This window comes from Brevibacterium sediminis (assembly GCF_024895295.1).
In the GTDB taxonomy this organism is placed as follows: Bacteria; Actinomycetota; Actinomycetes; order Actinomycetales; family Brevibacteriaceae; genus Brevibacterium; species Brevibacterium sediminis.
The window spans coordinates 155,242-181,153 of the sequence record NZ_JAHQRN010000003.1 but is presented as its reverse complement, the minus strand read 5'-3'; the positions used below and the strand labels follow the sequence as shown (position 1 = coordinate 181,153).

Annotated in this window: 23 protein-coding genes; 4 read left to right on the top strand and 19 right to left on the bottom strand. The window is 65.3% G+C overall.

What is annotated here, in order from left to right; all coding sequences use genetic code 11:
- Positions 1-54: 54 nt before the first annotated feature.
- The 4 genes from KTJ89_RS08145 to KTJ89_RS08130 form a co-directional block, all read right to left on the bottom strand.
- A complete protein-coding gene (locus KTJ89_RS08145; RefSeq protein WP_259357348.1) occupies positions 55-1,410 on the bottom strand; it encodes a glycosyltransferase family protein in 1,356 nt (451 codons plus the stop codon).
- Between the two features lie 75 nt (positions 1,411-1,485).
- Positions 1,486-2,145 carry a response regulator transcription factor gene (locus KTJ89_RS08140; protein ID WP_139909133.1) on the bottom strand — a complete coding sequence of 220 codons (660 nt, stop codon included), beginning with the start codon at positions 2,143-2,145 and terminating at the stop codon, positions 1,486-1,488.
- The gene (locus KTJ89_RS08135) at positions 2,142-3,683 is read right to left on the bottom strand and encodes a sensor histidine kinase (RefSeq protein ID WP_259357602.1); all 1,542 of its coding nucleotides are present in this window, start codon (positions 3,681-3,683) and stop codon (positions 2,142-2,144) included. The genes KTJ89_RS08140 and KTJ89_RS08135 overlap by 4 nt, the downstream gene beginning before the upstream one ends.
- Entirely contained in the window at positions 3,631-4,065 is a 435-nt protein-coding gene (locus tag KTJ89_RS08130; RefSeq protein ID WP_259357347.1) for a hypothetical protein, read from the bottom strand. Before KTJ89_RS08130 ends, KTJ89_RS08135 begins: the two co-directional genes overlap by 53 nt.
- Positions 4,066-4,194: 129 nt before the next feature.
- Here KTJ89_RS08130 and KTJ89_RS08125 point away from each other — a divergent pair, with 129 nt between their 5' ends.
- Positions 4,195-5,001, top strand: a complete 807-nt coding sequence (locus tag KTJ89_RS08125) for a DedA family protein (protein ID WP_259357346.1) — start codon at positions 4,195-4,197, stop codon at positions 4,999-5,001.
- Between the two features lie 51 nt (positions 5,002-5,052).
- Here the strand turns inward: KTJ89_RS08125 and KTJ89_RS08120 are convergent, their stop codons facing one another.
- From KTJ89_RS08120 to KTJ89_RS08110, 3 genes are read right to left on the bottom strand one after another with little or no spacing between them, the layout of a single operon-like run.
- Positions 5,053-5,913, bottom strand: coding sequence for a shikimate dehydrogenase (locus tag KTJ89_RS08120; RefSeq protein WP_259357345.1), 861 nt, complete (start codon positions 5,911-5,913; stop codon positions 5,053-5,055).
- The gene (gene aroQ / locus KTJ89_RS08115) at positions 5,910-6,362 is read right to left on the bottom strand and encodes a type II 3-dehydroquinate dehydratase (RefSeq protein WP_139467998.1); all 453 of its coding nucleotides are present in this window, start codon (positions 6,360-6,362) and stop codon (positions 5,910-5,912) included. Before aroQ ends, KTJ89_RS08120 begins: the two co-directional genes overlap by 4 nt.
- Before the next feature lie 2 nt (positions 6,363-6,364).
- On the bottom strand, positions 6,365-7,114 hold the full coding sequence (locus tag KTJ89_RS08110; protein WP_139467997.1) for an IclR family transcriptional regulator: 750 nt from the start codon (positions 7,112-7,114) through the stop codon (positions 6,365-6,367).
- A gap of 241 nt (positions 7,115-7,355) precedes the next feature.
- On the opposite strand from KTJ89_RS08110, the gene KTJ89_RS08105 reads away from it, so the two are divergent.
- Positions 7,356-8,681 carry an MFS transporter gene (locus KTJ89_RS08105; protein WP_259357344.1) on the top strand — a complete coding sequence of 442 codons (1,326 nt, stop codon included), beginning with the start codon at positions 7,356-7,358 and terminating at the stop codon, positions 8,679-8,681.
- A complete protein-coding gene (locus tag KTJ89_RS08100; protein ID WP_259357343.1) occupies positions 8,678-10,579 on the top strand; it encodes a bifunctional sugar phosphate isomerase/epimerase/4-hydroxyphenylpyruvate dioxygenase family protein in 1,902 nt (633 codons plus the stop codon). The genes KTJ89_RS08105 and KTJ89_RS08100 overlap by 4 nt, the downstream gene beginning before the upstream one ends.
- A 24-nt stretch (positions 10,580-10,603) precedes the next feature.
- On the opposite strand, the gene KTJ89_RS08095 is transcribed toward KTJ89_RS08100, so the two are convergent.
- A complete protein-coding gene (locus tag KTJ89_RS08095) occupies positions 10,604-11,401 on the bottom strand; it encodes a DUF8548 family protein (RefSeq protein ID WP_259357342.1) in 798 nt (265 codons plus the stop codon).
- 269 nt (positions 11,402-11,670) lie between these two features.
- Between KTJ89_RS08095 and KTJ89_RS08090 the strand changes: the two genes are divergently transcribed.
- The gene (locus KTJ89_RS08090; RefSeq protein WP_092010600.1) at positions 11,671-11,988 is read left to right on the top strand and encodes a transcriptional regulator; all 318 of its coding nucleotides are present in this window, start codon (positions 11,671-11,673) and stop codon (positions 11,986-11,988) included.
- Positions 11,989-12,211: 223 nt separating this feature from the next.
- Here KTJ89_RS08090 and gap read toward each other — a convergent pair whose 3' ends face one another.
- From gap to KTJ89_RS08035, 11 genes are all read right to left on the bottom strand, one after another.
- Positions 12,212-13,207 carry a type I glyceraldehyde-3-phosphate dehydrogenase gene (gene gap / locus KTJ89_RS08085; protein ID WP_259357341.1) on the bottom strand — a complete coding sequence of 332 codons (996 nt, stop codon included), beginning with the start codon at positions 13,205-13,207 and terminating at the stop codon, positions 12,212-12,214.
- 242 nt (positions 13,208-13,449) lie between these two features.
- Entirely contained in the window at positions 13,450-14,547 is a 1,098-nt protein-coding gene (locus tag KTJ89_RS08080) for a GlxA family transcriptional regulator (RefSeq protein ID WP_259357340.1), read from the bottom strand.
- A gap of 45 nt (positions 14,548-14,592) precedes the next feature.
- Positions 14,593-14,961 (bottom strand): carboxymuconolactone decarboxylase family protein, encoded by a 369-nt coding sequence (locus tag KTJ89_RS08075; RefSeq protein ID WP_229663963.1) that lies wholly within the window; start codon positions 14,959-14,961, stop codon positions 14,593-14,595.
- 189 nt (positions 14,962-15,150) lie between these two features.
- A complete protein-coding gene (locus tag KTJ89_RS08070) occupies positions 15,151-17,070 on the bottom strand; it encodes a serine hydrolase domain-containing protein (RefSeq protein WP_259357339.1) in 1,920 nt (639 codons plus the stop codon).
- Positions 17,071-17,352: 282 nt separating this feature from the next.
- The gene (locus KTJ89_RS08065) at positions 17,353-18,825 is read right to left on the bottom strand and encodes an outer membrane protein assembly factor BamB family protein (RefSeq protein ID WP_259357338.1); all 1,473 of its coding nucleotides are present in this window, start codon (positions 18,823-18,825) and stop codon (positions 17,353-17,355) included.
- A gap of 194 nt (positions 18,826-19,019) precedes the next feature.
- A complete protein-coding gene (locus KTJ89_RS08060; protein WP_259357337.1) occupies positions 19,020-19,640 on the bottom strand; it encodes a response regulator in 621 nt (206 codons plus the stop codon).
- Entirely contained in the window at positions 19,637-20,974 is a 1,338-nt protein-coding gene (locus tag KTJ89_RS08055) for a sensor histidine kinase (RefSeq protein WP_259357336.1), read from the bottom strand. Before KTJ89_RS08055 ends, KTJ89_RS08060 begins: the two co-directional genes overlap by 4 nt.
- Before the next feature lie 126 nt (positions 20,975-21,100).
- The gene (locus KTJ89_RS08050; protein ID WP_259357335.1) at positions 21,101-23,374 is read right to left on the bottom strand and encodes an MMPL family transporter; all 2,274 of its coding nucleotides are present in this window, start codon (positions 23,372-23,374) and stop codon (positions 21,101-21,103) included.
- A gap of 138 nt (positions 23,375-23,512) precedes the next feature.
- A complete protein-coding gene (locus tag KTJ89_RS08045; protein WP_259357334.1) occupies positions 23,513-24,079 on the bottom strand; it encodes an isochorismatase family protein in 567 nt (188 codons plus the stop codon).
- Positions 24,080-24,187: 108 nt separating this feature from the next.
- Positions 24,188-25,078, bottom strand: a complete 891-nt coding sequence (locus tag KTJ89_RS08040) for a siderophore-interacting protein (RefSeq protein ID WP_259357333.1) — start codon at positions 25,076-25,078, stop codon at positions 24,188-24,190.
- Positions 25,079-25,225: 147 nt separating this feature from the next.
- Complete coding sequence (locus tag KTJ89_RS08035; RefSeq protein WP_259357332.1) at positions 25,226-25,912, bottom strand: GrpB family protein; 687 nt, start codon at positions 25,910-25,912, stop codon at positions 25,226-25,228.

Here is a 25,912-nt window from a genome sequence, read left to right as displayed (position 1 = left end):
GCGGTCGGGGCTGCCGGTGGACGCGGTGCCGGTGTTGAAAGGTTTGGTGTCTGTTCAGACAGCATGGCTGGTCTCCTCCAGGGTGATGGGCAGACGGGCGGACGGTGCTGTGTCGGCGGCCGCGGTCGCCGTCGCCGATGTTGTCGCCGGTGCGGTTGTCGCCGGTGCGGTTGTCGGCGTCGGTGCGGTTTCGGATCCGAGTGCCGTTGCCTCGGCGCGGGCATCAGCGATGAGTTCGGCTGCCAGGCGGGGAACGGTGATCAATCCGGTGAGATCGATATGGGAGCGGTCTATGGGTCGCCCGACCCGGCCGGCGAACCATTCGCTGAGAACATCGGCGTCGAGGTTGTCGATCGTCAGAGCGTCGACCGCTCCGGCCGCGGCGAGGGCGAATGCCCGCCTGGGCTGCTCGGCCCGGTGCCCCTTGCGGGGGACGACGAGCGCGGGGGTATCGGTGGCCAAGATTTCGGCCAGAGTGTTGTAGCCGCCCATGCACACGACAGCGTCGGCAGCGGCGACGAGTCCTGGGATGTCGTCGCAGTGACGGATGACTGTGGTGGCCGCACCGGCACGGGCACGCAGTCGTTCGAACTCCTCGGTGTCCATCTGCGGACCGGTGACGACGAGGTGACGGTGGCCATCGGGCGGTTCGGCGTCCACAGCGATCGAGGCGAGGCTGCCTCCATCGGAGCCTCCGCCGAGGCAGGTGAGGACGAAACTCTCTGCCCCGCCCCCTGCCGTCTCGATGTCTGCCGTCCCGACACCCGCAGCCACGGTGCCTGCCGGCAGAACACCGCCGTCATCGGGGCGGTCCTGTGACAGGTAGCCGATGGTCACGGCCTTGGCCGCAAGCGGAGCTGGCACTTCCCCGGTGGACCGGGGATCGTAGACGTCCGGGTCACCGTAGATCCAAACTTCGTCGAAGGATTCGGCCACACGTGCGGGCCCTCCGACCTTCTCCCATTCGGCAGCGATGACGGACGGGGTGTCGAGGACTTCGCGCAGCCCGAGGACCGTACGGCAGCCGTAATCGCGGACCTGGTCGATGGCGTCGGCGAGCTCGCCGCCGATGCCGAAGGGGTGCCGGTCGACGATGAAGAGCTCAGGTCGCTGCTGGTCGAGGATCGCCGAGATCGCCGCCGCTCGCAGTGCCCGCAGGCCCTGCATCGAGGAGGCGAGTGCCCGTGGGACGTAACCGCCGGGGGCGGGGGTGACTCCGGGCAGGATCACCCAGTCCCACCCATCCGGCAGGTCGAATCGCGTGGCCTCAGGACTGCTGGCGATGAGCAGACCGGAGACCTCCCGGCCGGTCAGTGCCGGCAGGTCTCGGGCCAGAGCGAAGGCCAGCGCCCTGTTGCGGCGGATGTGGCCCAGTCCCAGCGAGTCGTGGGAGAACAGTGCGATTCTCAATCGTCGTCTCATACATCTCAGCTTGTCGGCTGTGATTAAGATGAGATTAAGACGCGGATGAGAAAGATCTTAGGTTCAGTCCACGCGGTATCCGAAGCCGCGCACCGTGGTGACGAAATCAGAGCCGAGCTTCTTGCGCAGGTACCCTATGTAGACGTCGACGACGTTCGAGCCGGGGTCGAAGTCGAATCCCCACACATGGGAGAGCAGCTGTTCGCGGGAGAGGACGTTGCCTCTGTTGCGCAGCAGGATCTCGGCCAGGGACAGTTCCCGAGCCGAGAGGTCGACGAGACGGTCTCTGACCCACACCTGCCTCTTGAGCAGATCGATGCGCACCTCATCGCGAATGAGCTCCGTGACCTCCTGCTCCTGCGGGCTCTCCTTGAGCCGCAGACGAACGCGAGCCAGCAGCTCCGCGAATCGGAAGGGCTTGATCATATAGTCGACCGCCCCGGACTCGAGAGCGTAGATCGTGTCGTCCGGGTTGTCCCGGGCGGTGAGCACGAGCACCGGCAGTTCGGGTCGCCGTTCACGCAGCTGCCCGAGCACGGTGAAACCGTCGAGGACGGGCAGACCGATGTCGAGGATGACGAGCGCGAAGTCGCCCGTCATTGCCAGGTCTCGCCCGGTGAGGCCGTCGGCGGCGGTCTGCGGACTGAACCCGGCGGCGGTCAGGCCCTTCGAGATGAAGGCGGAGATCCGCGCCTCGTCCTCGATCACGAGAATGCTCTTCACTTCTGTCCTTTCGGCAGGATCATGCGGAACTGTGCACCGATGGCGGTCCGGTCGAGCACGACCGTGCCTCCGTGCGCCTCGGCGATGGCGGAGATGATCGACAGGCCCAACCCGAACCCGGCTCCGTCGGTCGACCCACGGCAGAAACGGTCGAAGATGTCATCAGCGATCTCGTCGGGCACCCCTTTGCCTTCGTCGCGGACCCAGATGTGCACGGATTCGGAGTCGTCCCGGGCACCGAAGACGATCTTCTGACCGTCCTCGGTGTGCTCGACGGCATTGGACGCCAGCTGCAGAAGCGCCTGCGTCAGGCGCTGTCGATCCCCGCGGAAACTCAGCGATTCGGGCGCCTCGAGGCCCCATTCCCGGTGGCCCAGTCCTTTGGCCTTCGCCAGGGAATCGGACACGACCCCGCTGAGGTCCACCTCGGCGAAACGCACGAAATCAGGGCGGCGGGCACGAGCCAGCAGGAGCAGCTCCTCGACGAGGCGACCCATCCGATCCGTCTCATCGAGCAGCATCGCCCGGGTCTCCTCCACATCGCCGACGTCCTCTGCATTCATCGTCTCGAGGTGACCGCCGAGGATGGTCAGTGGCGTGCGCAGCTCGTGCCCGACGTCGTCGAGGAAGCGCCGCTGAGCTTCGAAAGCCGCCTCGAGGCGATCGAGCATCTCGTTGAAGGTGTGCCCGAGTTCGGCAATGTCGTCATGGCCCTTCGTCTCCAGACGACTGCTGAGATCACCGCCGGAGATCGACTGCGCGGTCTGCCTCAGCTCGGTCACCGGTGACAGCAGCCGGCGCGCCAGAAGTGAGGAGAGTCCGGCGATGAGCAGAGTGGCGGCGAGCGCGACGACGACATAGATCTGCATGATCTGCACGAGGTCGGCATGGCTGGCCGAGACGTTGTGGACGACGACGAAGGCTCCCGCCCCGTTCGTCGCGGCCGCTCCGCCCGCCACCTCGCCGACGCCCTTCGTCCGGGACGTCGAATCGGTGGGCGCGGTCTGGGTGTCCGTGGCCGTGCCCGCTCCCGCCTCGGTGCCGGCGATGGGCAGGACGAAGCCTTCGTATTCGACGTCACCGACGGTCAGGCGGATCTCCCCGCCTTTCTCGGCCGCCCCGGCTACGGCTTTCTCGAAGTCGCTCGACCTGCCGAGGAGGTCCTTCGGTTCACCCTGATAGAGCACGCGGCCGTCGGTGAGGAACGCGAACAGCACCTCGTCCTCGTCCGGCCTGTTCTGGGCGAGGAAATTGCTGAGGATCTCATCGACGGAGGCGAATGGTCTGCCGGTCTGCGGATCGATCCCGTTCTCGGAGAACGTCCGCATCTCGTCGACCTCTTGGGACATCGAGGCGGTGGTCCGGCTGGAGACGTTGTTCGACTCCACGGTGTAGAGGATGAGGCCGACGATGGAGAGGGTGAGCACGGACAGTGCGGCAACGGTGATGGTCAACCGGTTCTGAACGGTCAGCCCGACGCGCCGTTCAGTCGTCATCGTCGTCCCCGTCATCGTCATCGTCGTCGTCCCGGTCATCATCGTCACCGTCGTCGTCCCCGTCATCATCGTCGTCGGGGACTTCACGAGGCGGGTTGGGCACCGGTTCGTAGGAGTGCTCGATCTCATCAGGTTCTCGCGAATCCTCGCCTCCGGAGTCCGCGGCATCTGAGTCCTCGGCAGCGGAGGCACCGGTGTCGGAGGCGCCGGTGTCGGAGGCACCAGTCGAGTCTTCGTCGGCAGAGCTGTCGGCGTCTGCATCTGACGTCTTGGAGGTCTCCGTCGGTTCGGGGGTGACTTCCACCGGGCTGAGATCCGGCGGGTCCGCTTGGGTGGTGTTGCGAACGATGAGCACGGTCAGCAGTGCGAGCATGACAACGAGACCGGCCACAATCCAGCCGATGATCTTCGATCGTCCACCCATACCGTCCACATTGCCCAAGGCCTGCCGCAAAGTCGAGCCGGAGGCGATGAGAGTCTTCTTAGGTGGAGTGTTCGGGCGCCTGTGATACCGTAAGCGCCGACCGCCACGACGACCCGCAGGAGCCCACCGATGAGCGACGATCGCGCGGACCGCGACCAGGCTGAGCCCGTATCCGCAGACTCCTCATCGCCGATGCCCGAGTCCCCCGAGCCGGATGTCAGCTCCGAAGCCGAGTCCAAGGAGAATCCGTGGGCGGCGATCAAACCCTGGCAGGGCAAGGCCCAAGGCCTCGACAAGCTGCTGCTGTTCATCATCATCGGCGTCCCGCTCATCTACCTCGGCCTCATGCCGCTGCGACCGTGGATGCTCGTCAATGCCCCGGTCGTCCAGGAATTCATCAACGGCGCGAAGACCTCGATCGTCGCTGCCGCCGCCTATGCCCGCGTCGGTGAGATCCCGCTGTGGCTGGTCATCGTCGCCGGTTTCGTCGGCATGGCCAAACTCGATTGGGCGTTCTGGCTGGCCGGGCGCCGGTGGGGCGACGGTGTGCTGCGGCTCTTCGCACAGAACGAACGCCAGCTCAAACGCATCAACCAGCTGAAGAAGATCCCGAACTGGGCGCTGTTCCTCATGACGCTGATCTCGCGCTGCCCGGGAATACCGGGCACCCTCGTCTACCTCGTCGCTGGGTGGACGCGGATGCGCCTGTCGCTGTTCCTCGTCGCCGACCTCCTCGGCTGCCTCATCTTCACGCTCATCTGGACAATCCTGGGCTACCAGCTCGGAGAAGCCGCGGTCGACATCCTCAAGGTCATCGACAAGTACGCCCTGTGGCTGACCCTGGCCCTGATCGTCGGCATCTTCGCCATCAGCTTCTTCAAGGAATACCGCAAGCAGAAGAAGGCCGAAGCCGCAGGCGGCACCTCCGAGAACTGACCATTCCCGCCGAACCGGGAGCCGCTTCGGATCCTGGTCAGGTGTCTCGGATCAGGAACCGAAGGACAGGAAGGTCTCACGCATGCGCTGCGGGTCGGCCTTCTGGCCGCTGAAGAGTTCGAACGCGTCGATGGCCTGATTGACCGCCATCCCCGATCCGTCGAGCGTGCGGCAGCCCTTCGCTCTGGCTTCGGCGAGCAGCTGCGTCTCGAGTGGGAAGTACACGACGTCGGCCACCCAGGTATCCGACCCGAACACGGAAGTGTCGACCGGAGTTCCCGGGTACGCCTTCATCCCCACCGGGGTGGCGTTGACGATCCCCTGCGCCGAGGCGGCCGCCCCTTCCAGCTCATCGAGCCCGATCGCTCGCGCCCGAGTTCCGACCGATGACGTTTCTACGATGTCCGTGGCGAGTCCTTCGGCACGCTGCACATCGGTGTCGGCGATGATGAGGTCGCCGATTCCGAGTTCCGCAAGGGCGAACCCGACCGCACGGCCGGCTCCGCCCGCACCGATCTGCACGACCGCCTCGGTGGCGGCGCCGTGCAGTCCGGCACGGAATCCGGCAGCGAAACCGGTGACATCGGTGTTGTATCCCGTCGTCCGTCCGGTGCTGTCGATGACGACGGTGTTGACCGAATTGATGCGCGCGGCCACGGGATCGACCTCATCGAGGAGGCCGATGACCTGCTGCTTGAACGGATGGGTGATGTTGAGCCCGTCGAAGCCGAGGCGGATCGCCGCGGTGAGCAGCTCCGTCAGTGTCGCCTCGGCGAGGTGGGGGCTGCTGATGTCGATGGTGCGGTAGATCGTGGGGATGGAGTGCGCGGCACCTTCGTTCTCGTGCATCCGCGGGGTGCGGGAGGCGGAGATGCCATCGCCGATGAGGCCGAGGAGGAGGGATGAGGTCATAGTCTCGCTTTCGCGTTCGTGAGGTGGTCGATAAGGATCTCGACCGCGTGGACGTAGCCCTTCGCGCCGGCTCCGGCGATGACGGCGGCGGCCACGGGCGAGAGGTAGGAGTGGTGGCGCACAGCTTCCCGCGCATGCGGGTTGCTCAGGTGCACCTCGATGATCGGGTGGTCATAGGATTTCAGCGCATCGTGCAGGGCCAGGGAAGTGTGCGTGTACGCTCCGGCGTTGATGATCGCACCGACCGTGGAGCGCCGGGCTGCATGGACGGCATCGATGAGCCCACCCTCATGGTTGCTCTGGATGCAGCGAACGCTCAGCCCCGCCTCGGCGGCGGTGTCGGCACACATGGCCTCGATATCGGCCAAGGTGGTGCGGCCGTAGATCTCCGGTTCGCGCTCCCCGAGGAGGTTGAGATTGGGTCCGTTGAGGACGAGGATTTCGGGCATGGTCACCTCGGGAATCGGGCGGCGATCAATGCCGCGGTTTCGTTCAGTCGGGGGACGAATTCGATGAGCTCGTCGAGGCTGCGGCGGAAGACCGGAGCGGCGAGCGCGAGCGAGGCCAGCAAGGTGCCGTCGAGGTCAAAGACGGGCACGGCCAGGGCATTCATGCCGATGTCGTTCTCTTCGGACTGTCCCGCCCAGCCGTCGGCGCGTATCTGTTCGAGACGTGTGCGCATCTTCGCCGTATCGGTGATCGAGTTCGGGGTGCGAGCGACGAGGTCGAGCGCGTCGACGGTGGCGTCGGCCTGTGGATCATGGGCGAGCAGAGCCTGACCGATCGCCGAGGTATGCAGCGGAGATTCGTCGCCGGGGTCGGTGGTCGTGCGGAACTGCGGGCCGTCGACGGTGAGCACAGTCAGTGCGGCATTGCCGCGACGGACGGCGAGGATACTCGATTCGCCGGTGGACTTCGTCAGTTCCTGCAGCAGATCCTTCGTCGCTCCGGACAGCCCCTGCCGGTGCGCGACCTTCTGCGCGAGGCGGAAGACCTCCATCCCGAGGGTGTAGATCTTCGTGCGCGCATCAAAGCTGGCATACCCGGATTCGACGAGCCCGCCGAGGAGGCGGTAGGCGGTCGAGAAGGGATAGCCGGTCGTCTCGGCGGCCTGGGCGGCGCTGATCCCCTCGGGTGATTCGCCGAGGAGTTCGAGCATCTCGAAGGTCTTCGTCACCGAGTTCGAGCCCTTGGGCGGCATGCTTCGCCTCCTTGCGTTGCTGTGGCAGTTCGGTGGTGCTGGGGCAGTATGTGCAGGTGGTTCGTGAGTCCGGAAAGCAGAATTCCCTCGTTCCACGTTGACAGGCTATGTCATCTCAATCACACTGTAAACCACAATGTAACAATTATTGCCACACTATGGCAATGCAGTATCGGTCCGATGAACGCTCGACAGCGCCGAGGCCGTCGATAAGTCCTGAGAGTGAGAAATGCGAGGAAGCATGAGCAACGCGATCGAGGAAGCTCGCCCCACGAAGAAGACACCGCTGCGCGCGGCCTTGTCGAGTTGGACGGGTTCGGCCCTGGAGTACTACGACTTCGCGGTCTACGGGACCGCGGCGGCGCTGGTGCTCAACACTCTGTTCTTCCCCGAGACCACCGCACCGGGGATCGCCATTCTGCTGGCGATGGGTACGGTCGGGGTCGCCTATGTCGTGCGTCCGCTGGGTGCGCTCATCATGGGACCGCTCGGTGACCGCTTCGGTCGCAAGTTCGTCCTCATGCTCACTCTGTTCATGATGGGCGTGTCGACCTTCGTCGTCGGCTGCCTGCCGACCTATGACCAGGTCGGAATCCTCGCTCCGATCCTGCTCGTGCTCTGCCGCATCATCCAGGGCCTGTCGGCTTCGGGTGAACAGGCGAGCGCAATCTCAGTCTCCCTCGAACATTCGGACGAGGAGAAACGGTCGTGGACGACGAGCTGGACCTTGCACGGCACTCAGGCCGGCACCCTGCTGGCCACAGCCGTGTTCATTCCCTTCACTGCCTTCCTGCCTGACGAAGCACTCTTCAGCTGGGGTTGGCGTGTACCGTTCTGGCTGTCGGCACTCGTCGTGCTCACAGCCTGGCTCATCCGTCGCGGGCTCGAGGAGCCGCCGGCATTCAAGGAGTCGCGGGTTGAGAACCCACCGCTCATGCAGGTCTTCCGGTGGCACAAGGCCGCGGTCGTCCGCGTGGCCGTGTGCGCCATGGTCAACACCGTGAATATGGTCTTCACCGTCTGGTCGCTGTCGTTCGCCACGTCGATCGTCGGCCTCGAGCGTTCGACCATGCTGCTTGTCTCGGTCATCGCCAACGGTGTCGCCCTCTTCGCGATCCCGGCGGCCGCACTGCTCTCCGACCGATTCGGCCGGAAGCCGGTCTTCATCACCGGTGCCGTCGGCTCGGGTCTGATGATGTTCCCGTACCTGGGTGCGGTCTCGGCCGGGAACTGGCCGCTCATCTTCGTCTTCGGCGCCATCATGTCCGGCTGTGCGTACTCGCTGGCCAATTCCATCTGGCCCTCGTTCTACGCCGAGATGTTCCCGACGACGGCACGAGTGACAGGTCTGGCACTGGGCACACAGGTCGGATTCGCGGTCTCCGGCGGTCTGGCTCCGGTCCTCGCTTCCGCTGTCGCCGGCGCCGGAGGAGAGAATTGGGTCTCGGTCGCCGCGTTCACCGCGGGCGTCTGCATCGTCGTCGGCCTGGTCGCCATGACGGCGAAGGAGACGAAGGGACTGAGCCTGGAAGAGATCGATGTCGTCCATGAGGAAAGGTCACGATGAGAACTTCGATTGCCACGGTGTGCCTGTCGGGCACGCTCGAGGAGAAGCTGCAGGCTGCCGCAACGGCAGGATTCGACGGGGTCGAGATCTTCGAACAGGATCTCATCGTCTCGCCCAACTCGCCCGAGAAGATTGCCGAACTGGCCGCAGAGCTCGGACTGAGTCTTGACCTCTATCAGCCCTTCCGCGATTTCGAAGGAGTCGAGGAGGAGCAGTTCGCCGCCAATCTGGCCCGGGCCGAGGCCAAGTTCCAGCTGATGAAGCGAATGGGCATGACCACGATCCTGCTGTGCTCGAACGTCGCCACCGCAACCGTCGACAACGATGAGGTCGTCGTCGATCAGCTGCGCCGCCTCGGCGATCTGGCAGAGAGATACGGCATCAATGTCGCCTACGAGGCGCTGGCCTGGGGTCGATTCGTCTCCGAATACGATCGCGCCTGGGACCTCGTCAAGGCCGCCGACCATCCGCGCATCGGCACCTGCCTCGACAGCTTCCACATCCTCTCCCGCGGTACGGACCTGTCACGCATCGCCGAGATCCCGGGCGAGAAGATCTTCTTCCTCCAGCTCGCCGACGCTCCGGCCCTGTCGATGGACGTGCTCAGCTGGTCCCGTCACCACCGAGTCTTCCCCGGCGAAGGCTCGTGGGACCTCACCGACTTCCTCGCTCGCGTCGCCGGGACCGGTTATGCCGGACCGGTGTCACTCGAAGTCTTCAACGACTCCTTCCGACAGGCCGACACCCAGCGCACCGCCGTCGACGGACTGCGTTCCCTGCGGTGGCTCGAGGCGGCGACCGCGGATCAGGTGTCTGAGGACAATGACCCGGGTTCGGCCAGCGGCACTCCTGCAGCCGCCGGTGAGGGACGAGTGCGTCTCGACCTGCAGCGACTGCCCGAGGTCGCCGAACCTCGCGGCGTCGACTACGTCGAGCTCGGCACCGACGACCTCGGGGCACTGACCCGGCAGATCCACCAGCTCGGATTCCGCTTCGTCGGATTCCACCGCACGAAGCCGCACGTCCAGCTGTGGCGTCGCGGACAGGCACGCATCGTCGTCACCGAATCCGCTGGTGTCGACCCCGTGGAATCCGAGCCCTCTGGCGCACCCACCGGATCGGGAACCCATCTGCACGGCATCGGCTTCGCCGTGGCCGATGCCGACGCCGCGATCAATCGGGCGATTCTGCTCCAGGCGACCGAGGTCCCCCGCGACCAGGCCCATGACGAGGAGATCCTGCGCGGCGTCTTCGCTCCCGACGGGTCCGAGGTATTCTTCGGCAACGGAACCGGCATCGACCCCACGTGGACCGAGGAGTTCGGCAACGTCCCCGACGATCGCCGCTCGGCCATCGACCACGTCAACCTCGCACAGCCGGCCCACCACTATGACGAAGCGGTGCTCTTCTACACCTCTCTTCTCGCGCTCCACGCTCAGGTCTCGAACGATGTGCCCAGCCCCTCAGGTCTCGTCCGGTCGCAGGTGATGGCAAGCTCCGACGGGGCGATCCGCATGCCGCTCAACCTCGCGCCGCGTTCTGCCGAAACTTCGACGACCGGTGGCTACCCCGAGCACGTCGCTCTCGCCTGCGATGACATCTTCACGGCCGCAGAGACCGCGGTCTCACGAGGGTTGGACTTCCTGCCTGTTCCCGAGAACTACTACGAGGATCTCGAGGCTCGTTTCGATCTCGCCCCCGATCTGCTCGAACGGCTGCGGGCGAACAACATCCTCTACGACCGCGACGGCAGCGGCGAGTTCCTCCATTTCTACACCTCGACGATCGGATCGGTGTTCTTCGAGATGGTCGAACGCCGCAATGACTACCAGGGATACGGCGCCCCGAACGCGCCGGTGCGGCTGGCCGCACAGCACCGGCGCAACGCGGGTCGCTGAGCCGAGCGCACTGCTCGACACGGTTCAGAAGGGCCTGCCCGCCACCGGTTCCGGGCTGAACTCCCAGACCGAACTGGACGTCTCAGGACCCTCGATCGGACCGTCAGCCGGCAGAAGGTCCTCGTCCTTGAACAGTGAGAGGATACGGCCGTGCGAAGCCTGCCAGACGATCCTTCGGACGGCTGACACCTCGGTGTCGAGCACGCGGGCGACTGCGTGGATCTCATCGTGCACGTAGTCGACGGTGAGATCGGCTTCGGGGTCGGCCACCTCGGCGAGGTATCCGACCACCTTGTCGTCGACCTCGAACTGAGGGCACCCGGCGAGCATCAGCAGGTGGAGCCACGTGATGCCCGAGCTCTGGCTGGGCAGAGCTCGCCAGGCCTTCGAGACGTCGTTGTAGAACGCATCGTTGCCGACTCCCTCGCCGACCGCTTCAAGCAGATCACCGACATCATCGATCCCATAGTCGGCCATGACTCGGGTGGCGTCGTCGACGACCTCGGCCTTGAGCACCGCTCCCGGGCGGGTGCTGGCCGGTTTGAGGTTGCACGCCTCGAACTCAGCCCACGGACGTGCCCCACCTGCGGCGGCGATCGAGTAGCGCAGCGACTTCGCTCCATGGGTGTCTCCGTGCTGGGCGATGTACCGGGCGACGACTTTATCCACCGCCGTCGGGTGGGAGCCCGTCGAATAGATTGCGTCGAGGATGCACAGCGCGAGGCTCGCCGGGTAGCTCGGTGTCATCGTCTGGCCGAAGTCGCCGAGGAACTCTCCGCACCTCTGCGCCAAACGAGCGACGCTGTTGGTCGTGATCATCATTGTTCTGACCTTCCGTCGTGCGCCGCACCCTGCGACGCGTCACCTCCGACTCCGATGTCGGATGCGTGGACAGAACATTAGACCGCGGCACTGACATGACTTGCTCGGGAATGAATAGAACACCATTGGTCCGCAGTTTCACCTGCTTCTACACACTGCACCGGGCTGAGATGTGCGCAGCGATCCCAATTCGCCGCCGGCGGCGAATCAGGCCAAGAGGCCGGTCGCCCGTCCTTGGCAGCCATCATGGCCTCTGGCAAAGTGGAGCCATGAGCACAGAAGAGATCATCATCGACGGTCCCCTGGCACGCGCAACGCGGATCCTCTGCCAGGTCTCGGCCAAGCACGTGGCAGACAAAGCTGAGATCGACAAGTCCGAACTCAAGGACTACGAAAAGGGGACAGCGGACCTGACCGCCGAGCAGGAGCGTCGACTCATCCTCGCCCTCGAACAGTACGGCGCGCGGTTCATTCCCGACGGCAAGGAAGGCGGCTACGGCATCCGCCTGAAGTTCAGCCGCGCAAAGGTCCGCGCCATCGAACGCTGGGAAGACGAAGGCGGCACCCCCGGCGCCGACGACGTCTGAGCGCCGCGCGCAGACGCAGGGCCTCCTCGGTGAGGCGAAGCCCTGCCAGGGAGTCCCCTTGTGACTTCCGGGAATTCCGTTGCGACGACTGTGGCCTCGAATCCGCGCGGAGCGGATTCGAGGCCACAGGTGCATCCGTCGGCGCCGAGCAACCACCTCGGCGACGTTCGAAGTCACCGGCGGATATCGCCGATGAAGATCAGGCGAGTATCAGCGGAGAACGTCAGTTCTTGCTGATGAACTCGAGGTTGTCGACGACACGATTGGAGAAGCCCCACTCGTTGTCATACCAGGCAACGACCTTGACGTGGCTGCCGACGACGCGGGTGAGTGCGGAGTCGAAGATCGACGAAGCGGGCTGACCGACGATATCGGAGGAGACGACGGGCTCGGTCTCATAGTCGAGGATGCCCTTGAGCTCACCCTCGGCGGCCCTCTTGTAGGCGTCGAGCACCTCGTCGCGGGTGACCTCACGGGAGACGGTCGTGTTGATCTCGACGATCGATCCGACCGGGACCGGCACGCGGATGGCATCGCCGGACAGCTTGCCGTCGAGCTGCGGGAGGACGAGGCCGATTGCCTTGGCCGCACCCGTCGAGGTGGGGATCATGTTCTCGGCGGCGGCGCGGGCACGGCGGGGATCCTTGTGCGGGCCGTCCTGGACCATCTGGTCACCCGTGTAGGCGTGGACGGTGGTCATGAAGCCCTGCTCGATTCCGGCGAGGTCGTCGAGGACCTTGGCCAGCGGGGCCAGGGCGTTCGTCGTGCAGGAGGCGTTGGAGATGACGGTGTGCTCGGGCTTGTACGCCTCGTTGTTCACTCCGTAGGCGAGGGTGACGTCGGCACCCTTCGAGGGAGCGGAGACGAGGACCTTCTTCGCGCCGGCGGTGATGTGGGCGCTGGCCTTTTCGGCCTTGGTGAAGCGGCCGGTCGATTCGAGCGCGATGTCGATGCCGAGCTCACCCCAGGGCAGTTTGGCCGGATCCTTCTCGGCGAAGACCTTGATGGCCTTGCCGTCGATGACGATCTCATCATCCGTGGCCTCGACGTCATGGTTGAAGCGCCCGAGGGTGGTGTCGAACTTCAGCAGCCGAGCGAGATCGTCCACGGGGCCCAGGTCGTTGATGGCCACGACCTCGAGCTCGCTGCCGCGCTCGATCAGCGCGCGCAGGGTGCTGCGTCCGATGCGACCGAAACCATTGATGGCGATGCGAGTCAATGTCACTCCTTGTAGATGTTGAACACGGGATTCGTCTTGATATCTCCATCATGGGCGATTTCCACAAACGTCAACAGTGGCTAGACAGACAATCTACGCAAGGTTCTCGCCAGTCGTATTGCCAAAGGTCGAAAGTTTCTGGCCAGCGTTGTCTTCGTGTGATCTTGGCCCCTGAAATGTGCCGAAAAATGCTCCAGCTCGGCCCGGAAGTGTCAGATCCTCGCCCTGGCGAGCGCCCGCTTTCAGCCCTGGAAGGAGTGACGGTAGTCGTTCGGGGAGGTCGAGAGGATGCGCTGAAAGTGCATCCGCAGATTCGCACCCGTTCCGAGTCCCACCTGGTCAGCGATCTGCTCGATGCCCAGGTCGGAGTTCTCCAAGAGCTCCCGGGCGACATCGACTCGGGCTCTGAGAACCCACTGCATGGGTGTGTAGCCGGTGTCTTCGACGAAACGGCGGGAGAAGGTGCGCACGGAGACTCCGGCATTGGCGGCGAGATCCCGCAGGGTGATCTTCTCGCCGATGTGCTGAAGCGCCCATTCGCGGGTGTCGGCGAAGTCGTCGCCGAGCGGGTCAGGCACGCTGCGCGGCACGTACTGCGCCTGGCCGGCGCTGCGATAGGCGGCGGCGACGAGCCGCCGGGCGACCTGATTGGACAGTCCGACGCCGTGATCGCTGCGGATGAGATGGAGGCACAGATCGATCGCCGAGGCGGCTCCGGCGGAGGTCAGCAGCTGCCCTTCGTCGATGAAGAGGACGTTTTCGTCGACCTTGATCGAGGGGAACCGTCGGGCGAGCTCCTTCGCCGTCGACCAGTGCGTGGTGGCGCGTCGCCCGACGAGCAGCCCCGTGCGCGCGAGGACGAAGGTGCCGGTGGAGATGGCAGCGATCCGCGCGCCGCGTTCGAATGCCGAGAGCAGCGCCCCGATGACCGAGGCCGGAGGTTCTTCTGCCACCGCCGAGGTGGCACCCGGCAGGATGATCGTGTCCGCGGCCTCCAGGGCGTGAAGTCCCTGGTCGACGGAATAGTCGAGCCCGTCCGAACCGGTCACCTTTCCTGCGGTGATGCCACAGACCTCGACTTCATAGGGCCAGTTGCCTGCGGGCACGGTCGTCGGCCGTCCGCCGGGCACAGCGGAAGCCGCCTCACCGCTCGGATTCGGCTGGGAGCGCGGGGCCGCCTCGGCGCGGGTGCGGTCTGTGGCTGCGTTCGACTCCCGGCCGAAGACCTGGACGGGGACGCCGAGATCCATGGCAGACACCCCGTCCAGTGCCAGCACGAGGATGCGGTGCGGGCGGGAACGGGTTGTTCTGCGCGGAAGGGTGCGGGGCTCGTCACTCATGATCGCCTCTCAGTCTAGGCAATCGGGACTCGACCCGGGGCGAACTCAGTGCTCGTGGACCCCGGTGAGCTTGAAGCCCAAACGACCGTGGGCATAGGCTCCACCGGCACGAAGAGCCGAGGCAGTCCAGGCAGTCTCTGCCAGTTCGGTCTCCGTGGCGCCGGCCTTGACGGCGGCATTCGAATGCGCATCGATGCAGTAGGCACACTGGGTGGTCAAGCCGACGGCGTAGGCGATGAGCTCACGGTACTTCAGCGGGATTTCACGACCTTCGGAAGCGAAGACGGCGTTGTTGAACTCGCCGAAGGCCTTGAGGATGTCGGGAGTGGTTTCCTTGTAGGCCCTGTCGTACTTGCGGTCGTTCTCGCGGTCGAAGAAGTCGGTCATGGTCATATCTCCTGTGATCGGTGTCATTCCGATCCTCACGCTACCGAGTCCCCGCACCAATCGCTACGGAATTGTCACCTAAGAGGCGGATCGACACGTACACAGCTACGCCGGACGGGACTGCGGTCGGCGTGCCTCCTGTGGATAGATCCGCTTCGAGTATCCGCACAGTTTCGAGGTAGATCCGCCCGCAGGAGACACGCGAACCGCTCGGCCTCAGTACAGCGTGCCCTGACCGATGAGAGGGGCAGTCTGCGCTCCCGGCAGAGGCGGATCCTGAGTTGCAGCTGCGGCAGGCGTGATCTCAGGAGGTGCAACCGCTGCTTCATTCAGCGCAGCCCCAGCAGCTGCAGATGCAGGGTCTGCCGCTGCTGGGGCTGCCGGAATCGGGTCTGCGGGAGCCGGTGCCACGGGGGCATCTTCCGCCGGGGCGGGCAAGGTCTGTGCAGGGACCGATTCGACGGATTCCGCAGCCGCCTGCACCGCTTCGGCTGGTGACGCAGCCACCGGAATCGACTCCGCGGCCAGGGCCTCGGCGCTCTCCGTCTCGGGGCTGCCGATACTCGGGTCTGCGGGAGCAGCTGCGCTCGGCACTGCAGGCGCGGTGCCCGGTACAGAGTTCCGGGGAGCCGCCTCGGTGGGGGCAGGGTCTGCAGGCGTCTGACCTGCGGTCGGGACCGCCTTGGCGATGGCTTCGAACATGGCCAGGGTGCCGTGCTGAGCCGCGAGGCTCACCGGTTCTGGGTCGCTCGAGAGCTTGATGCCGACGGTCTGAGTGGCGCGGTCGATGTAGAGCATCTGGCCGTGGATGCCGATGCCGATGACGACGTTGCGGTCGGCCGAGGGCATCCAGAACTGGCTGCGGTACATTCCGCCCGGGTAGGAGCGTCCGGACGGAGACGCGGCGAAGACCTCAGCGGAGTCCTCGGCGCCAGTGAAGATGTCTTCGACCCATTCCGCCGAGAGCACGCGTTCGCCGTTGTCAGTGGTGCCGCCTCGGGCGATCATCTCACCGAAGCGGGCGAGGTCGCGCAGGGTGGCGCTGATGGCACCGTCGGCGATCGATCCGCCCCACCGGTCCTGGCAGACCTGGGCGGCGTGGGCGGCGCCGATCCGCGACCACACGTATTCGCTGGCGACGATGGAGAACGGCTGGCCGGTGACCGCCTCGGCGATCCAGGCGAGCACATCGGTTTCGCAGCTGCGGTAGACGAAGGCAGAGCCGTGTTCGCGGTCGCTGGTCAGCCCGGTGAGGAAGTTCTTGATCCCCTTCGCCGAGGCGGCCGATCGAGGCGCGAAATCGACGGCTTCGAACAGGGCTCGGATCTCAGAGCCCTCCTCGAGGTATTCCTCGGAGAACTTGATGCCCGAGCGCATATCGAGCAGATCGCGAATGGTGGCTCCCGCGTAGCCGCTCTTGGCCAATGCGGGCACATGCGTGGTGACAAGGTCGGTGGGGCGCAGCAGTCCGGCGTCGGCGAGCGCACCGATAACGGTGGCGACGATGGACTTGCTCACGGAGAAGAGCATGTGCTGGCGGGCGGGCTTCATCGGCCAGGCGTATTCCTCGGCCAGCGCCACTCCGTTGCGTGTGACGAGCCAGGCGTCGGTGTGGGTGTTGGCCAGCACGTCGCCGACGGTGGTCCAGTCCTCGTCGGCGGCCGGCCATTTCTCGCGGTCGATCGTCAAGGACCGGAAGTCGTTGTCTTCGGTGACGTATTCGCGCACCGGCCCGATGCCGCGCGGGATGCCGCCGGTCGGGAAGATCTCCTGCATTCGGGTGAGCGCGAAGGCGAAGAACTCGGGCCATTTCCAGGTGTCGAGGTCGATGCTCTCGAGCACCGCTTCCGATGGGTCGACGATCGCGTCTTCACTGGCAGAGGTGAGTTCCCCGACGTGCGGCAGGGTGATGTCCAACGCCGAGGCGTCGACATCATCGACTCCGGACTGCACGGTTGCAGGGTCCGCGGAAACCGAGGGCTGCTGGGAGTCCGCGTCCGCAGATCGACCGGGAGCCGCCTCGGTGGCGGTGTCTGTGGATGTGCCGATGCCCTTGGTATTGCCGGACAATGCACCGATTCGTCGGTTCGGCGGGGTCACCGGGCGGGGCGGAAACGTCTCGTCTTCGCCTGCCATGTCACCTCCACTGTCTCGACCTGGACCGCGCTGCGCATGCGCGCGGCTGTCCCGATGTGCAGGGAACAGACTACCGGCACGAGGTGAAACTCCGTAGTCGAGAAGAGCCGATTGGGGCGATGCGGCGTTCTCCGTCCCGATCGTCTGCGTCTCTCACCTGGAGTGACGGTAATGGTGATTACCTATCAGTTATTCATCTGACAGTTGGTCACAGTGCCGATGCGGCGCGCTCGGCTTCCGACTCACTGGCGCCGCCTCGGCCCGCAACGGCGGTTCGGCGTTTCACGTGTCGACCACAGCCCACATCGTCGTCGATTTCTCACCGGCGACGAGAATGGTGCTGTAGCCGGAGGTCAGCTCATCGTATTGGTCGGCCTTGTGCTCTTCGACGAGTCTGCCGGTATCCGAGTCGTAGAAGCTCGTCTTCTTATTGTCAGTGAGCACGACCAGCCCGACGTCGGGCAATACTCCCTCGCCGCCCCACGGAGTCGTCGATCTGTAGTCGCCAGCATTCCACGCCGTCTTCCCGGTCGCTGCATCGATGGCGACGACGCCTCCGTCGGGACCCGGCGCGAGTACCGCAGCCTTCCCTCGGCTGTCGAAAGGCACTGTTCTGGGAGCCCCCGAGTACAGCACGGTATCGAAAGCCATCTCCGGTGCATCCGCGAACCATCCTTCCGGCGACCCGTCCGAGCCCTGATATTTGACCGCCGAAGCGAACAGCTGCAGCTGCAGACACGCGGCCCGGCCTTCCGGCGTAAAGGTGAAGTCGGTCGAACACATCGGATCGGTCGTGTCCTCCATCGTCGCGGCGTTAGGGCCGGAGTCGGCGGCCAATGTCGCGCTGTCGGTCTCTTTGAGTCCAGCAGGAAGGGTCAGCTCAGCTGCTCTGCTGAACGCCTGGCTCATCGGGTCATCGGGGTCCTCGGCTCCGAAGAGGTAGGTCAGCGTGGTCTCATCGCTTGTCGGAAAGACGTCGAAGTGCTCGACTCCGGAGTCGTCGATCGCTCGAGCTTTGGTGATGGGAACAGTGGCATGGCGCCCGGTGTCCAATGAGATCCGTGTGACCATGGAGTCCTCCCCGGACTGCCATGACATGACTGCGTTCTTGCGGTCCGGCGCGAGGTGAATCAGGGTGCCGCCGAAGGTCCGACCGTCATCATCGATCGACAGCGACGGCCAGGCTTCAGCCCCTGTCGATGGGTCAAGGGCGAACAACACCGCATTGCCGGCTTCGGAGGTAGGTGTGCAGTGCCCGTCCATTCGCATGCCGCTGTATTCGAGCAGGAGCAGGTCATCTTCGCCGAGGCGGTTGCCGAGCCCTGTCGACCGGGAGCCGAACGCCATCTGTTCATGACACGCATCGTCGGGGCCGGGAATGTCGAATGACCAGGCTTCCTCGCCGTCTTCCCAGGTGTAGGCAGTGACCGTTCCCGAGTAGTCGTTGACGATCACCAGGTCTCCCGCGGAATAGGCTTCTGAGCCTCCGCCTTCGTCATTGATGTAGGCGTCGATGCTCCACAGCTCTTCTCCGGTGGAATCGATCGCCCGCAGCTTCTCTTCGACCCAGTCGATGACGAGCGCATGCCCCGCACCATCGTCGACGGTCAGTGTGGCGAAGTAATCGAGCTCGACCGGTTCGGCCAAGGTCGGGGTCGTCGTCGGCGATGGTTTTCCCTCTGGTTCGCCGCCGATGCTGCAGCCGCTCAGCGCCACTAAACCTGCCGCCACAACCGCCGCCCACATCCGCTTCATAATGCGTTTCTCCTGCTCATACCCCTGTGCATAGCTTGATCATATGCGGCGGCATTCACATTGGCACTTCGGGTGTGGTGAGCATAGAACCGCGCACTCGCCGAAAAACGGGCTGCGTGTCGAGAAACGGGGGTGCACATGCGTTTCTCGACGCTCAGCCCGTTTTTCGGCGGAGACTGCGAGAAGCGCGGCCGCTAAACCAGCCCCTGGTCCTCGGCGACTCGGATGGCGCGGGCCCGCGAGTCCACCCCGAGCTTCGTGAATACATTGACGAGGTGGCTCTTCACCGTCGCCTCGGTGACGAAGAGCTCCTGTGCGATCTGCGCATTCGAGGCCCCTGTGGCCAGAAGTTTGACGACGTCGCGTTCACGCCGGGTGAGCTTCGGGCTGGGGTTGCGCATCGCGGCGAAAACCTTCGACGAGATCTCCGGAGGCATATAGGTCTCCCCCTTCGCCGCTTTCTCGATCGCGGTCGAGATGTCCCCAGGGTCGATGTCCTTGAGCAGGTAGCCCGAGGCCCCGGCGTTGATCGCGGCGATGATCTCCGAGTCGAGGTCGAAGGTGGTGAGGATGAGCACCGCCGGCGGATTCGGCTTCGCTCGCAGCCGCTTCGTCACCTCGATGCCGTCGACCCCCTGCCCCAGCCGCAGGTCGCAGAGGACGACGTCGGGGTCGAGTTCGTCGACGACCGTCAGCGCCTCCTCACCGCTGCCGGCCTCACCGACGACCGCGATGTGGTCCGGAGCGTCGATGACGGACTTCAGGCCCGCCCGCACGACCGGGTGGTCGTCGACGAGGATGACTCGAATGCTCATGCGTTCTCTCCTGTGTCGGTGTTCTCGCGTGTGCCGTCTCCCTCGTCAGCAGTGCTGAGCCCCTCACCCCGGGTGTGCAGCTGGGACTGGCTCGGCAGGGTCGCGGAGATCGCAAAGCCGGATCCCTGACTCGATTCGATGACGAGTTCACCGCCGAGTTCGCGCATCCTTGAGCCGATGAAGTCGAGACCGAATCCCGAATCGGGGTTCCGCTGCCGATTGTGAGGATCGTCCATTCCGACGCCGTCATCGACGATGTCCATCCTGATCGCCCCGTCGAGGTCCATGAGGCTGACCATCACTCGTGTGGCCTGCGAATGCTGCCGAACGTTGGCCAGCGCAGACTGCGCGGTCCGCAGCAGCGCCACCTCCGCCTCGGCGGACAGAGTCGGCAGGGTCTCGTCGACGTCGAGGCGGCCCCTGATCGTACTGTCCTCCTCGAGCCGGGCGAGCAGGCGGCGGATGGCAGCGGTCAGTGCGCCGTCCTCAAGTTCGGCCGGGGCGAGCGCAGCGATGATGCGGCGGACGTCGCGGGAGCTCTGCGCGGCGAGCTCCTCGACCTGGGCGAGCACCTGCCCGGCGTGATCATCGGTGGTGCGCTCCGCCTCGGCGTGGGCGATGAGGCGGATCGACGAGATCGACTGCGCGATCGTGTCGTGGATGTCGCGGGAGACGCGGGTCCGCTCCTGGATCTCGCCTGCGTGGCGCTGGGTGAGAGCGAGCTCGTCCTGGAGGTCGAGCAGGTTCTGGTGTGCGAGCTCAAGCGAGCGCAGCAGTTCCTCGCGGCGGCGGCCCTCGCGCAGGAGTTCGATATAACCGCGGGACAGCCCGAGAGCGAACACGGCACCGATGAGGGAGCCGATGATGCTCGGGGTCGGCACCTGCCCGTAGTGCGCGAGTGGGGCGACGATTGTCGCGATGTAGGTGAGTGCGGTGAAGACGACGGCGATGCGCAGGGAGAAGAGGTGGCCTGCGAGCAGCCAGAGGAGGAAGGCGACCCAGATGAACTCGGCGGAGACGAGCAGGGTGCACAGCCAGGCGGCTGCGAGGACGATGAGCCACCATTTCGCGAGGACCAGTGCGCCGGAGCGCGCTGCGCGGACGGCGCCGAGGGCGTACCAAGCGAGGAAGACGACGCTCACGGTTACGGCAGCGAGCATCGGTGCACCGGCAGAGACCGCGCGGATACAGGAGATGAGCATGAGGACGAGCGCGATGGCGTGCTGACCGAACTCCATCGTGCGTTCCGTCCATTTGCGTGCGCCCACGCTGCCACCTTCCTGCAGATCGGCCTCGGCGATGAAACTGCCGAAGCGGTGATCCAGTGCTGTCATGATCTCCCTGCCAACTCAATCACATCCGAAACCCCGGTGGTACGACAAATGCGCGGCCCGATGCGAAAACCGAGGAGGCCCGGGCGACGATCCGCGTCGTCGCCCGAGCCCACCCAGCGTGACGGCTCAGTGCCTGCCGTGGTGAATCCCGGAACCGGAGTCCGCGAATTCCTTCTCGGCGAGCAGATGGGTGGAGTGTTCGTCACCGTCAGCCGCACCAACTGCCGCACGCTCGTGGAAGTGCGTAATCGCCTTGTTGGGCCACCACATCTTGTCGCCCACGAGTCCGAAGAGCGAGGGGACGATGATGGTGCGGACGATGATCGTGTCGACGAGCACGCCGACGCCGACAATGAGGCCGAGCTGGCCGAGCACCATGAGCGGCAGCATGCCCAACGCCGCGAATACTCCGGCCAGAACGATGCCGGCACTCGTGATGACGCCGCCGGTGTGGGCGACGGCTTCGACCATGCCCTGGCGTCCGCCGTGGAGGACGGACTCCTTCTTCGCACGGTGGGCGAGGAAGATCGAGTAGTCGATGCCGAGTGCCACGAGGAAGAGGAACGCGAGGATCGGCACCTGCGCATCGAGTGCGGACTGTCCGAAGATCGTCCGTGACAGGAATGCTCCGAGTCCGATCGCCGCGGCCGAGGACACCACGTTGACGAGCAACAGAGTGAACGCCGCGATGGGGGCACGGAGGATGACGAGCAGGATGATGAAGCTGATCGCCAGGACCATCGGGACGATCGTGACGAAGTCCGTCTGGTTTCCGTCGCGGGCGTCGAGCTCCGTGGCCGCGGCGCCGCCCACCTCGGCGTTCGCTCCGTCGATGGCGTGGACGTCGCCGCGGATGTCCTCAACGAGGTCGAATCCCTTCGTGCTGTCGGGTGCATACTCGCCGGTCACCATGATCTTCGTGACCGAGGTGCCGTCGATGTTCGTGTCCTCGATCGCCGAGGCGCGCACGACGCCGTTCATATCGTTGACCGAATCGGCGACCTCATCGGCATGGTCGGTATCGGCGACGATCCAGATCGGCTGGGATTCCCCGGGCGGGAAGTGGTCGGCCAGGACATCGAGTCCCTGCGCGGATTCGGACTGGACCCGGAACTTCTCGGTCTGGTCGAGACCGATCGAGGATCCGATGAACCCGGTGGCCATGACACCGAGGATGACGATCCCAGCACCGAGGTGGAGCCCCGGCCTGCGGACCACGCGGGTGGCGATGGTCCGCCAGATCGAGGTCTTGGCCGCACCCGCACGGGCGGTCGCACCCTCAGGTGCGGTGGCACGGCCGGCGGCGGCTGCCTCAGCGGGGGTGAGCTCTTCATCCGTGCTCTCCTCGGCCTTCGGGATGAAGGGCCAGAACATCTTCTTGCCGCAGATCGCGAGCACGGGCGGCAGGGCGAAGAGGACGGCGGCTGCGGAGACGAGCAGGCCGACGGCCGCGGTGATGCCCAGGCCGCGGGTGCCGGGGATGATCGCGAAGACGAGGCTGAGCAGGGACAGCACGACGGTGAGGTTCGAGGCGAGGATCGTCGTGGCGGTGTGCGTCCAGGCGTCAGCGAGCGCGCGGCGGTGGTCGGTGAAGCGGCGCAGCTCCTCGCGGTAGCGGGAGATGAACAGCAGCGCGTAGTTCGCTCCGGCGCCGAAGACGAGGACGCTGATGATACCCGCGTCGAACTGCAGGTCGAGCCAGTCGCCGACGGCCGCGGTCACGGTCGAGGCGAGTCCGTCGGCGGTGCCGATGACGATGAGAGGCAGCAGCCACAGGATCGGTGAGCGGTAGGTGATGATGAGCAGGAGGGCGACGATGACGATGGTGACGATGAGCAGCGTGAAGTCCGCGCCGTTGAATGCCGAGGCGATGTCGGCGCCGATCGCGGGACCGCCGGTGACCAGCAGGGACATGCCCTCATCGGTCAGTCCTGAAGCGGTCGGGTCGTCGGCGATGGCGGTGCGCAGGTCGTCGACGGTCTCGGCGGTGTCGGAGTTCGTCAGGCCGACCGTGATGGGCACCATGAGCAGCGCGGCCTGTTTGTCGTCGCTGAGGATCGGTCCGGTGACGGTCTCGGTGGATTCGTCGCCGACGGAGTCGCCCAGCGAGGAGCCGAGCTTCTTCAGCTCGGCCTGGTCGTCGGCGGAGAGTTCGGATCCGTCCTCGTTCGAGGCCACGACCATGACGGACTGTTTGTCCGCCTCGGGGAATTTGTCGAGGATCTTCTGTGCCTGAGTCGATTCGGAATCGGCCGGTGCGGTTTCGTTGGGCCGGTCTTCTCCTGCCCCGGACAGGAGTCCGAAGAGCAGGGCGACGAGGACGACGATCCCGCCGAGGACGAGCCACGAACCGCGCTTCGATGTCAGCGTATGTGCGGTTTTCGCCAGTGGTGAGTTCATGACTCCAGTCCATCAATCTATGGAGTCACACACATCGCCTGTGAGTTCGGATTCGATCTGCAACTTTCGATGGAGAAAACGCGCTGAACTGGGGCGATAGGTTTTCTGAGGGTGGAGGTTCCGCGGAGAGTCGGCGACTCAGACGAGCTCAGCGCCCGCCTTCTCGACCTCCGAGAGGGCGGCTCTGCTCGACTCGCCTCCGACGCCCGCGACGAGGTCGGTGAGCACGCGAACGCTCAGCCCCGCGCTCAGCGCGTCGAGTGCGGAGGCGCGTACGCAGTGGTCGGTGGCGATGCCGACGACGTCCACCTCGGTGATGGTGAGATCGCCAAGAAGCTCGCCGAGGCGGCTCCCCGTGTCCGTGATCCCCTGGAAAGCCGAATAGTCTGGTTTGCCTTGGCCCTTGCGGACTTCATGGGTGATGGCCGCGGTGTCGAGGAGAGGATCGAAAGCTGCGCCGTCGGTGCCTGCGACGCAGTGGACGGGCCAGGAATCGACGAAGTCCGGGGAGTCACTGAAGTGGCCGCCGTTGTCATTGTCGGCATCGTGCCAGTCACGGGAAGCGATGATGGCATCGTAGTCCCCAGCATGTGCTGTGAGGTGAGCGCTGATGCCTTCGGCGACGGCGTCACCGCCGGTCACGCCGAGCGCGCCGCCTTCGGTGAAGTCATTCTGGACATCGACGATGAGGAGTGCCTTGGCCATGCCTTGAGCATAGGCGTTTCTGCGTGGAATTCCAGAGATGTGGCGAATGGGGACGGAAATCCAGTGCTGTGGCGAATCGGAGGGTCGAGCGATTCGTGTCGGCGCGGCTCAGCCGGTGGGTTTGTCGGCGAACCAGTAGAACTGGGAGAACTGCTGCGAACGCCCCAGCCCCAGATCGCCCTTGGCGAAGCGACGGACCTCTTTGACCATGCTCCTCTCCCCCGCCGCCCAGACGTACAGTCCGGCGCTATCGAGGTCGAGTCCGCGCAGGTGATCGGCCACGGATCGATCTGTGCGATGCTGCGGGGCCGCCTCGGCGCTCACACCCTGACTCACCCAATGCCACGTCGCGTTGGGGTGTGCCGACTGCGGGAGCCCTGGCACCTCGGCCGGGTCGGCAGTGATCGCCACGGTGATGGCAATGTCGGCGGGGACGGCTTCGCACCAGGAATTGATGGCCGGCAGCGCGGTGAGGTCCCCCACCAGGAGGAGGCGGGAGGTGTCGTCAGGCAGGTCGAGACGGGCCGGGGTGAGGGCGGCTTCGATGGTGTCACCTGGGCGGACATGAGCCGCCCAGCGAGCAGCGGGACCGATGTCGGACGTGGATTCCGCCTCAATCGGGCTTGTCGAGGCTGCCGGGCCTGCCTGACCCGCAGAAACTGCCGGGTCCGCCGGAATTGCCCGGTTTGCCGGGCCGCCCGAATCGGCTTCCCCGAGGTCACCGTGGAGGACGAAGTCGAGGCTGAACGTCCCGGCGTGGAGGTCGATGGCCGAGAACGTGTAGCCGCGCTGACTCAGGTGGCCCTCGCCCTTCTCCGGGTGCGGGAACCACAGCCGGGTCCACAGAGTCGGGAAGACCTCATCGAGTTGGGCCAGCAGTTCGGCACCGGAGAAGTGGATCCGACGGTAGGTCGGGGTGAAGTCCGTGACCCCGGTGACGACCACTTCGTGATTCGTGATGCGCATCAGCCGCATCACTCCGCGTTGCCAGTTGACCATTCGCTCCACCCCTCGTTCGCAAGTCTTTGCTTAGCCTACCCTAAGCAAACGGCGACGGGAGTGTGAATCAGCGGATCAGACACTTCGGGACGGGAGTGTATGTGGAGTGGATCAGATCCATCGGAACTGGTGCATCAGTGGAGTGGGTCAGCCCCAGCCTCGGGCTTCGAAGATGCGGTGGTAGATCTCGCGGACGACGGCCTGCTTGCGGGCGTTGTAGCCCATGACCGTCTCCCCGACCGCGTTCGATTCCGCGGCCGATGTCCGCTTCACCGACTCGTAGGCCTCGCGCTCGACCGCATGCTCCCGCAGCCGATCTCGGAAGAGCCGCATCCGTGCCACTTCCGCGCACCGGGGTCCGAAGACGTGCAGATTGCATCCCGGCTGCCCGGGTTCCGGGTCGAGCCGCTTGAACATCCGATGCTCGTACCACGCAGGTTCGCGGAGGGTGAGACCGAATCCCGCTTCGGCGAGCGCGGGGACATAGTCATCTTCGGCCGCGGGGTCGGCTACGACGAGGGCGATGTCGATGATCGGTTTCGCGGGCAATCCCGGCACCGAGGTGGACCCGACGTGGTCGATGCCGACGAACGCACCGCTCGGGCTCAGGGCCCGACGGATCCGGTGGGCCGCCTCGGCGAAATGATCGGTCCAGACGGGGTCGTGGTCAACGATGGCGATCACGGACGGCGGCGTGGTCGGTCGCGTCCAGAGATCGGGATCCTTGACATCGTTGAAGGTGATGATGTCAGCGATCGCGGCTGACATCGGATCGGCGGACACACCGCCCGCGGCCTCCTGCTCAGAGGAGTCACCAGCGGACGGCTGCGTCAT

Coding starts and splice junctions, on each gene's coding strand:
- KTJ89_RS08135 (WP_259357602.1), bottom strand. CDS start 3,683: ATGATGACCGGGACGACGACGATGACGATGACGGGGACGACGATGACG.
- KTJ89_RS08130 (WP_259357347.1), bottom strand. CDS start 4,065: ATGGGTGGACGATCGAAGATCATCGGCTGGATTGTGGCCGGTCTCGTT.
- KTJ89_RS08125 (WP_259357346.1), top strand. CDS start 4,195: ATGAGCGACGATCGCGCGGACCGCGACCAGGCTGAGCCCGTATCCGCA.
- KTJ89_RS08120 (WP_259357345.1), bottom strand. CDS start 5,913: ATGACCTCATCCCTCCTCCTCGGCCTCATCGGCGATGGCATCTCCGCC.
- aroQ (WP_139467998.1), bottom strand. CDS start 6,362: ATGCCCGAAATCCTCGTCCTCAACGGACCCAATCTCAACCTCCTCGGG.
- KTJ89_RS08110 (WP_139467997.1), bottom strand. CDS start 7,114: ATGCCGCCCAAGGGCTCGAACTCGGTGACGAAGACCTTCGAGATGCTC.
- KTJ89_RS08105 (WP_259357344.1), top strand. CDS start 7,356: ATGAGCAACGCGATCGAGGAAGCTCGCCCCACGAAGAAGACACCGCTG.
- KTJ89_RS08100 (WP_259357343.1), top strand. CDS start 8,678: ATGAGAACTTCGATTGCCACGGTGTGCCTGTCGGGCACGCTCGAGGAG.
- KTJ89_RS08095 (WP_259357342.1), bottom strand. CDS start 11,401: ATGATGATCACGACCAACAGCGTCGCTCGTTTGGCGCAGAGGTGCGGA.
- KTJ89_RS08090 (WP_092010600.1), top strand. CDS start 11,671: ATGAGCACAGAAGAGATCATCATCGACGGTCCCCTGGCACGCGCAACG.
- KTJ89_RS08080 (WP_259357340.1), bottom strand. CDS start 14,547: ATGAGTGACGAGCCCCGCACCCTTCCGCGCAGAACAACCCGTTCCCGC.
- KTJ89_RS08075 (WP_229663963.1), bottom strand. CDS start 14,961: ATGACACCGATCACAGGAGATATGACCATGACCGACTTCTTCGACCGC.
- KTJ89_RS08070 (WP_259357339.1), bottom strand. CDS start 17,070: ATGGCAGGCGAAGACGAGACGTTTCCGCCCCGCCCGGTGACCCCGCCG.
- KTJ89_RS08065 (WP_259357338.1), bottom strand. CDS start 18,825: ATGAAGCGGATGTGGGCGGCGGTTGTGGCGGCAGGTTTAGTGGCGCTG.
- KTJ89_RS08060 (WP_259357337.1), bottom strand. CDS start 19,640: ATGAGCATTCGAGTCATCCTCGTCGACGACCACCCGGTCGTGCGGGCG.
- KTJ89_RS08055 (WP_259357336.1), bottom strand. CDS start 20,974: ATGACAGCACTGGATCACCGCTTCGGCAGTTTCATCGCCGAGGCCGAT.
- KTJ89_RS08050 (WP_259357335.1), bottom strand. CDS start 23,374: ATGAACTCACCACTGGCGAAAACCGCACATACGCTGACATCGAAGCGC.
- KTJ89_RS08045 (WP_259357334.1), bottom strand. CDS start 24,079: ATGGCCAAGGCACTCCTCATCGTCGATGTCCAGAATGACTTCACCGAA.
- KTJ89_RS08040 (WP_259357333.1), bottom strand. CDS start 25,078: ATGGTCAACTGGCAACGCGGAGTGATGCGGCTGATGCGCATCACGAAT.
- KTJ89_RS08035 (WP_259357332.1), bottom strand. CDS start 25,912: ATGACGCAGCCGTCCGCTGGTGACTCCTCTGAGCAGGAGGCCGCGGGC.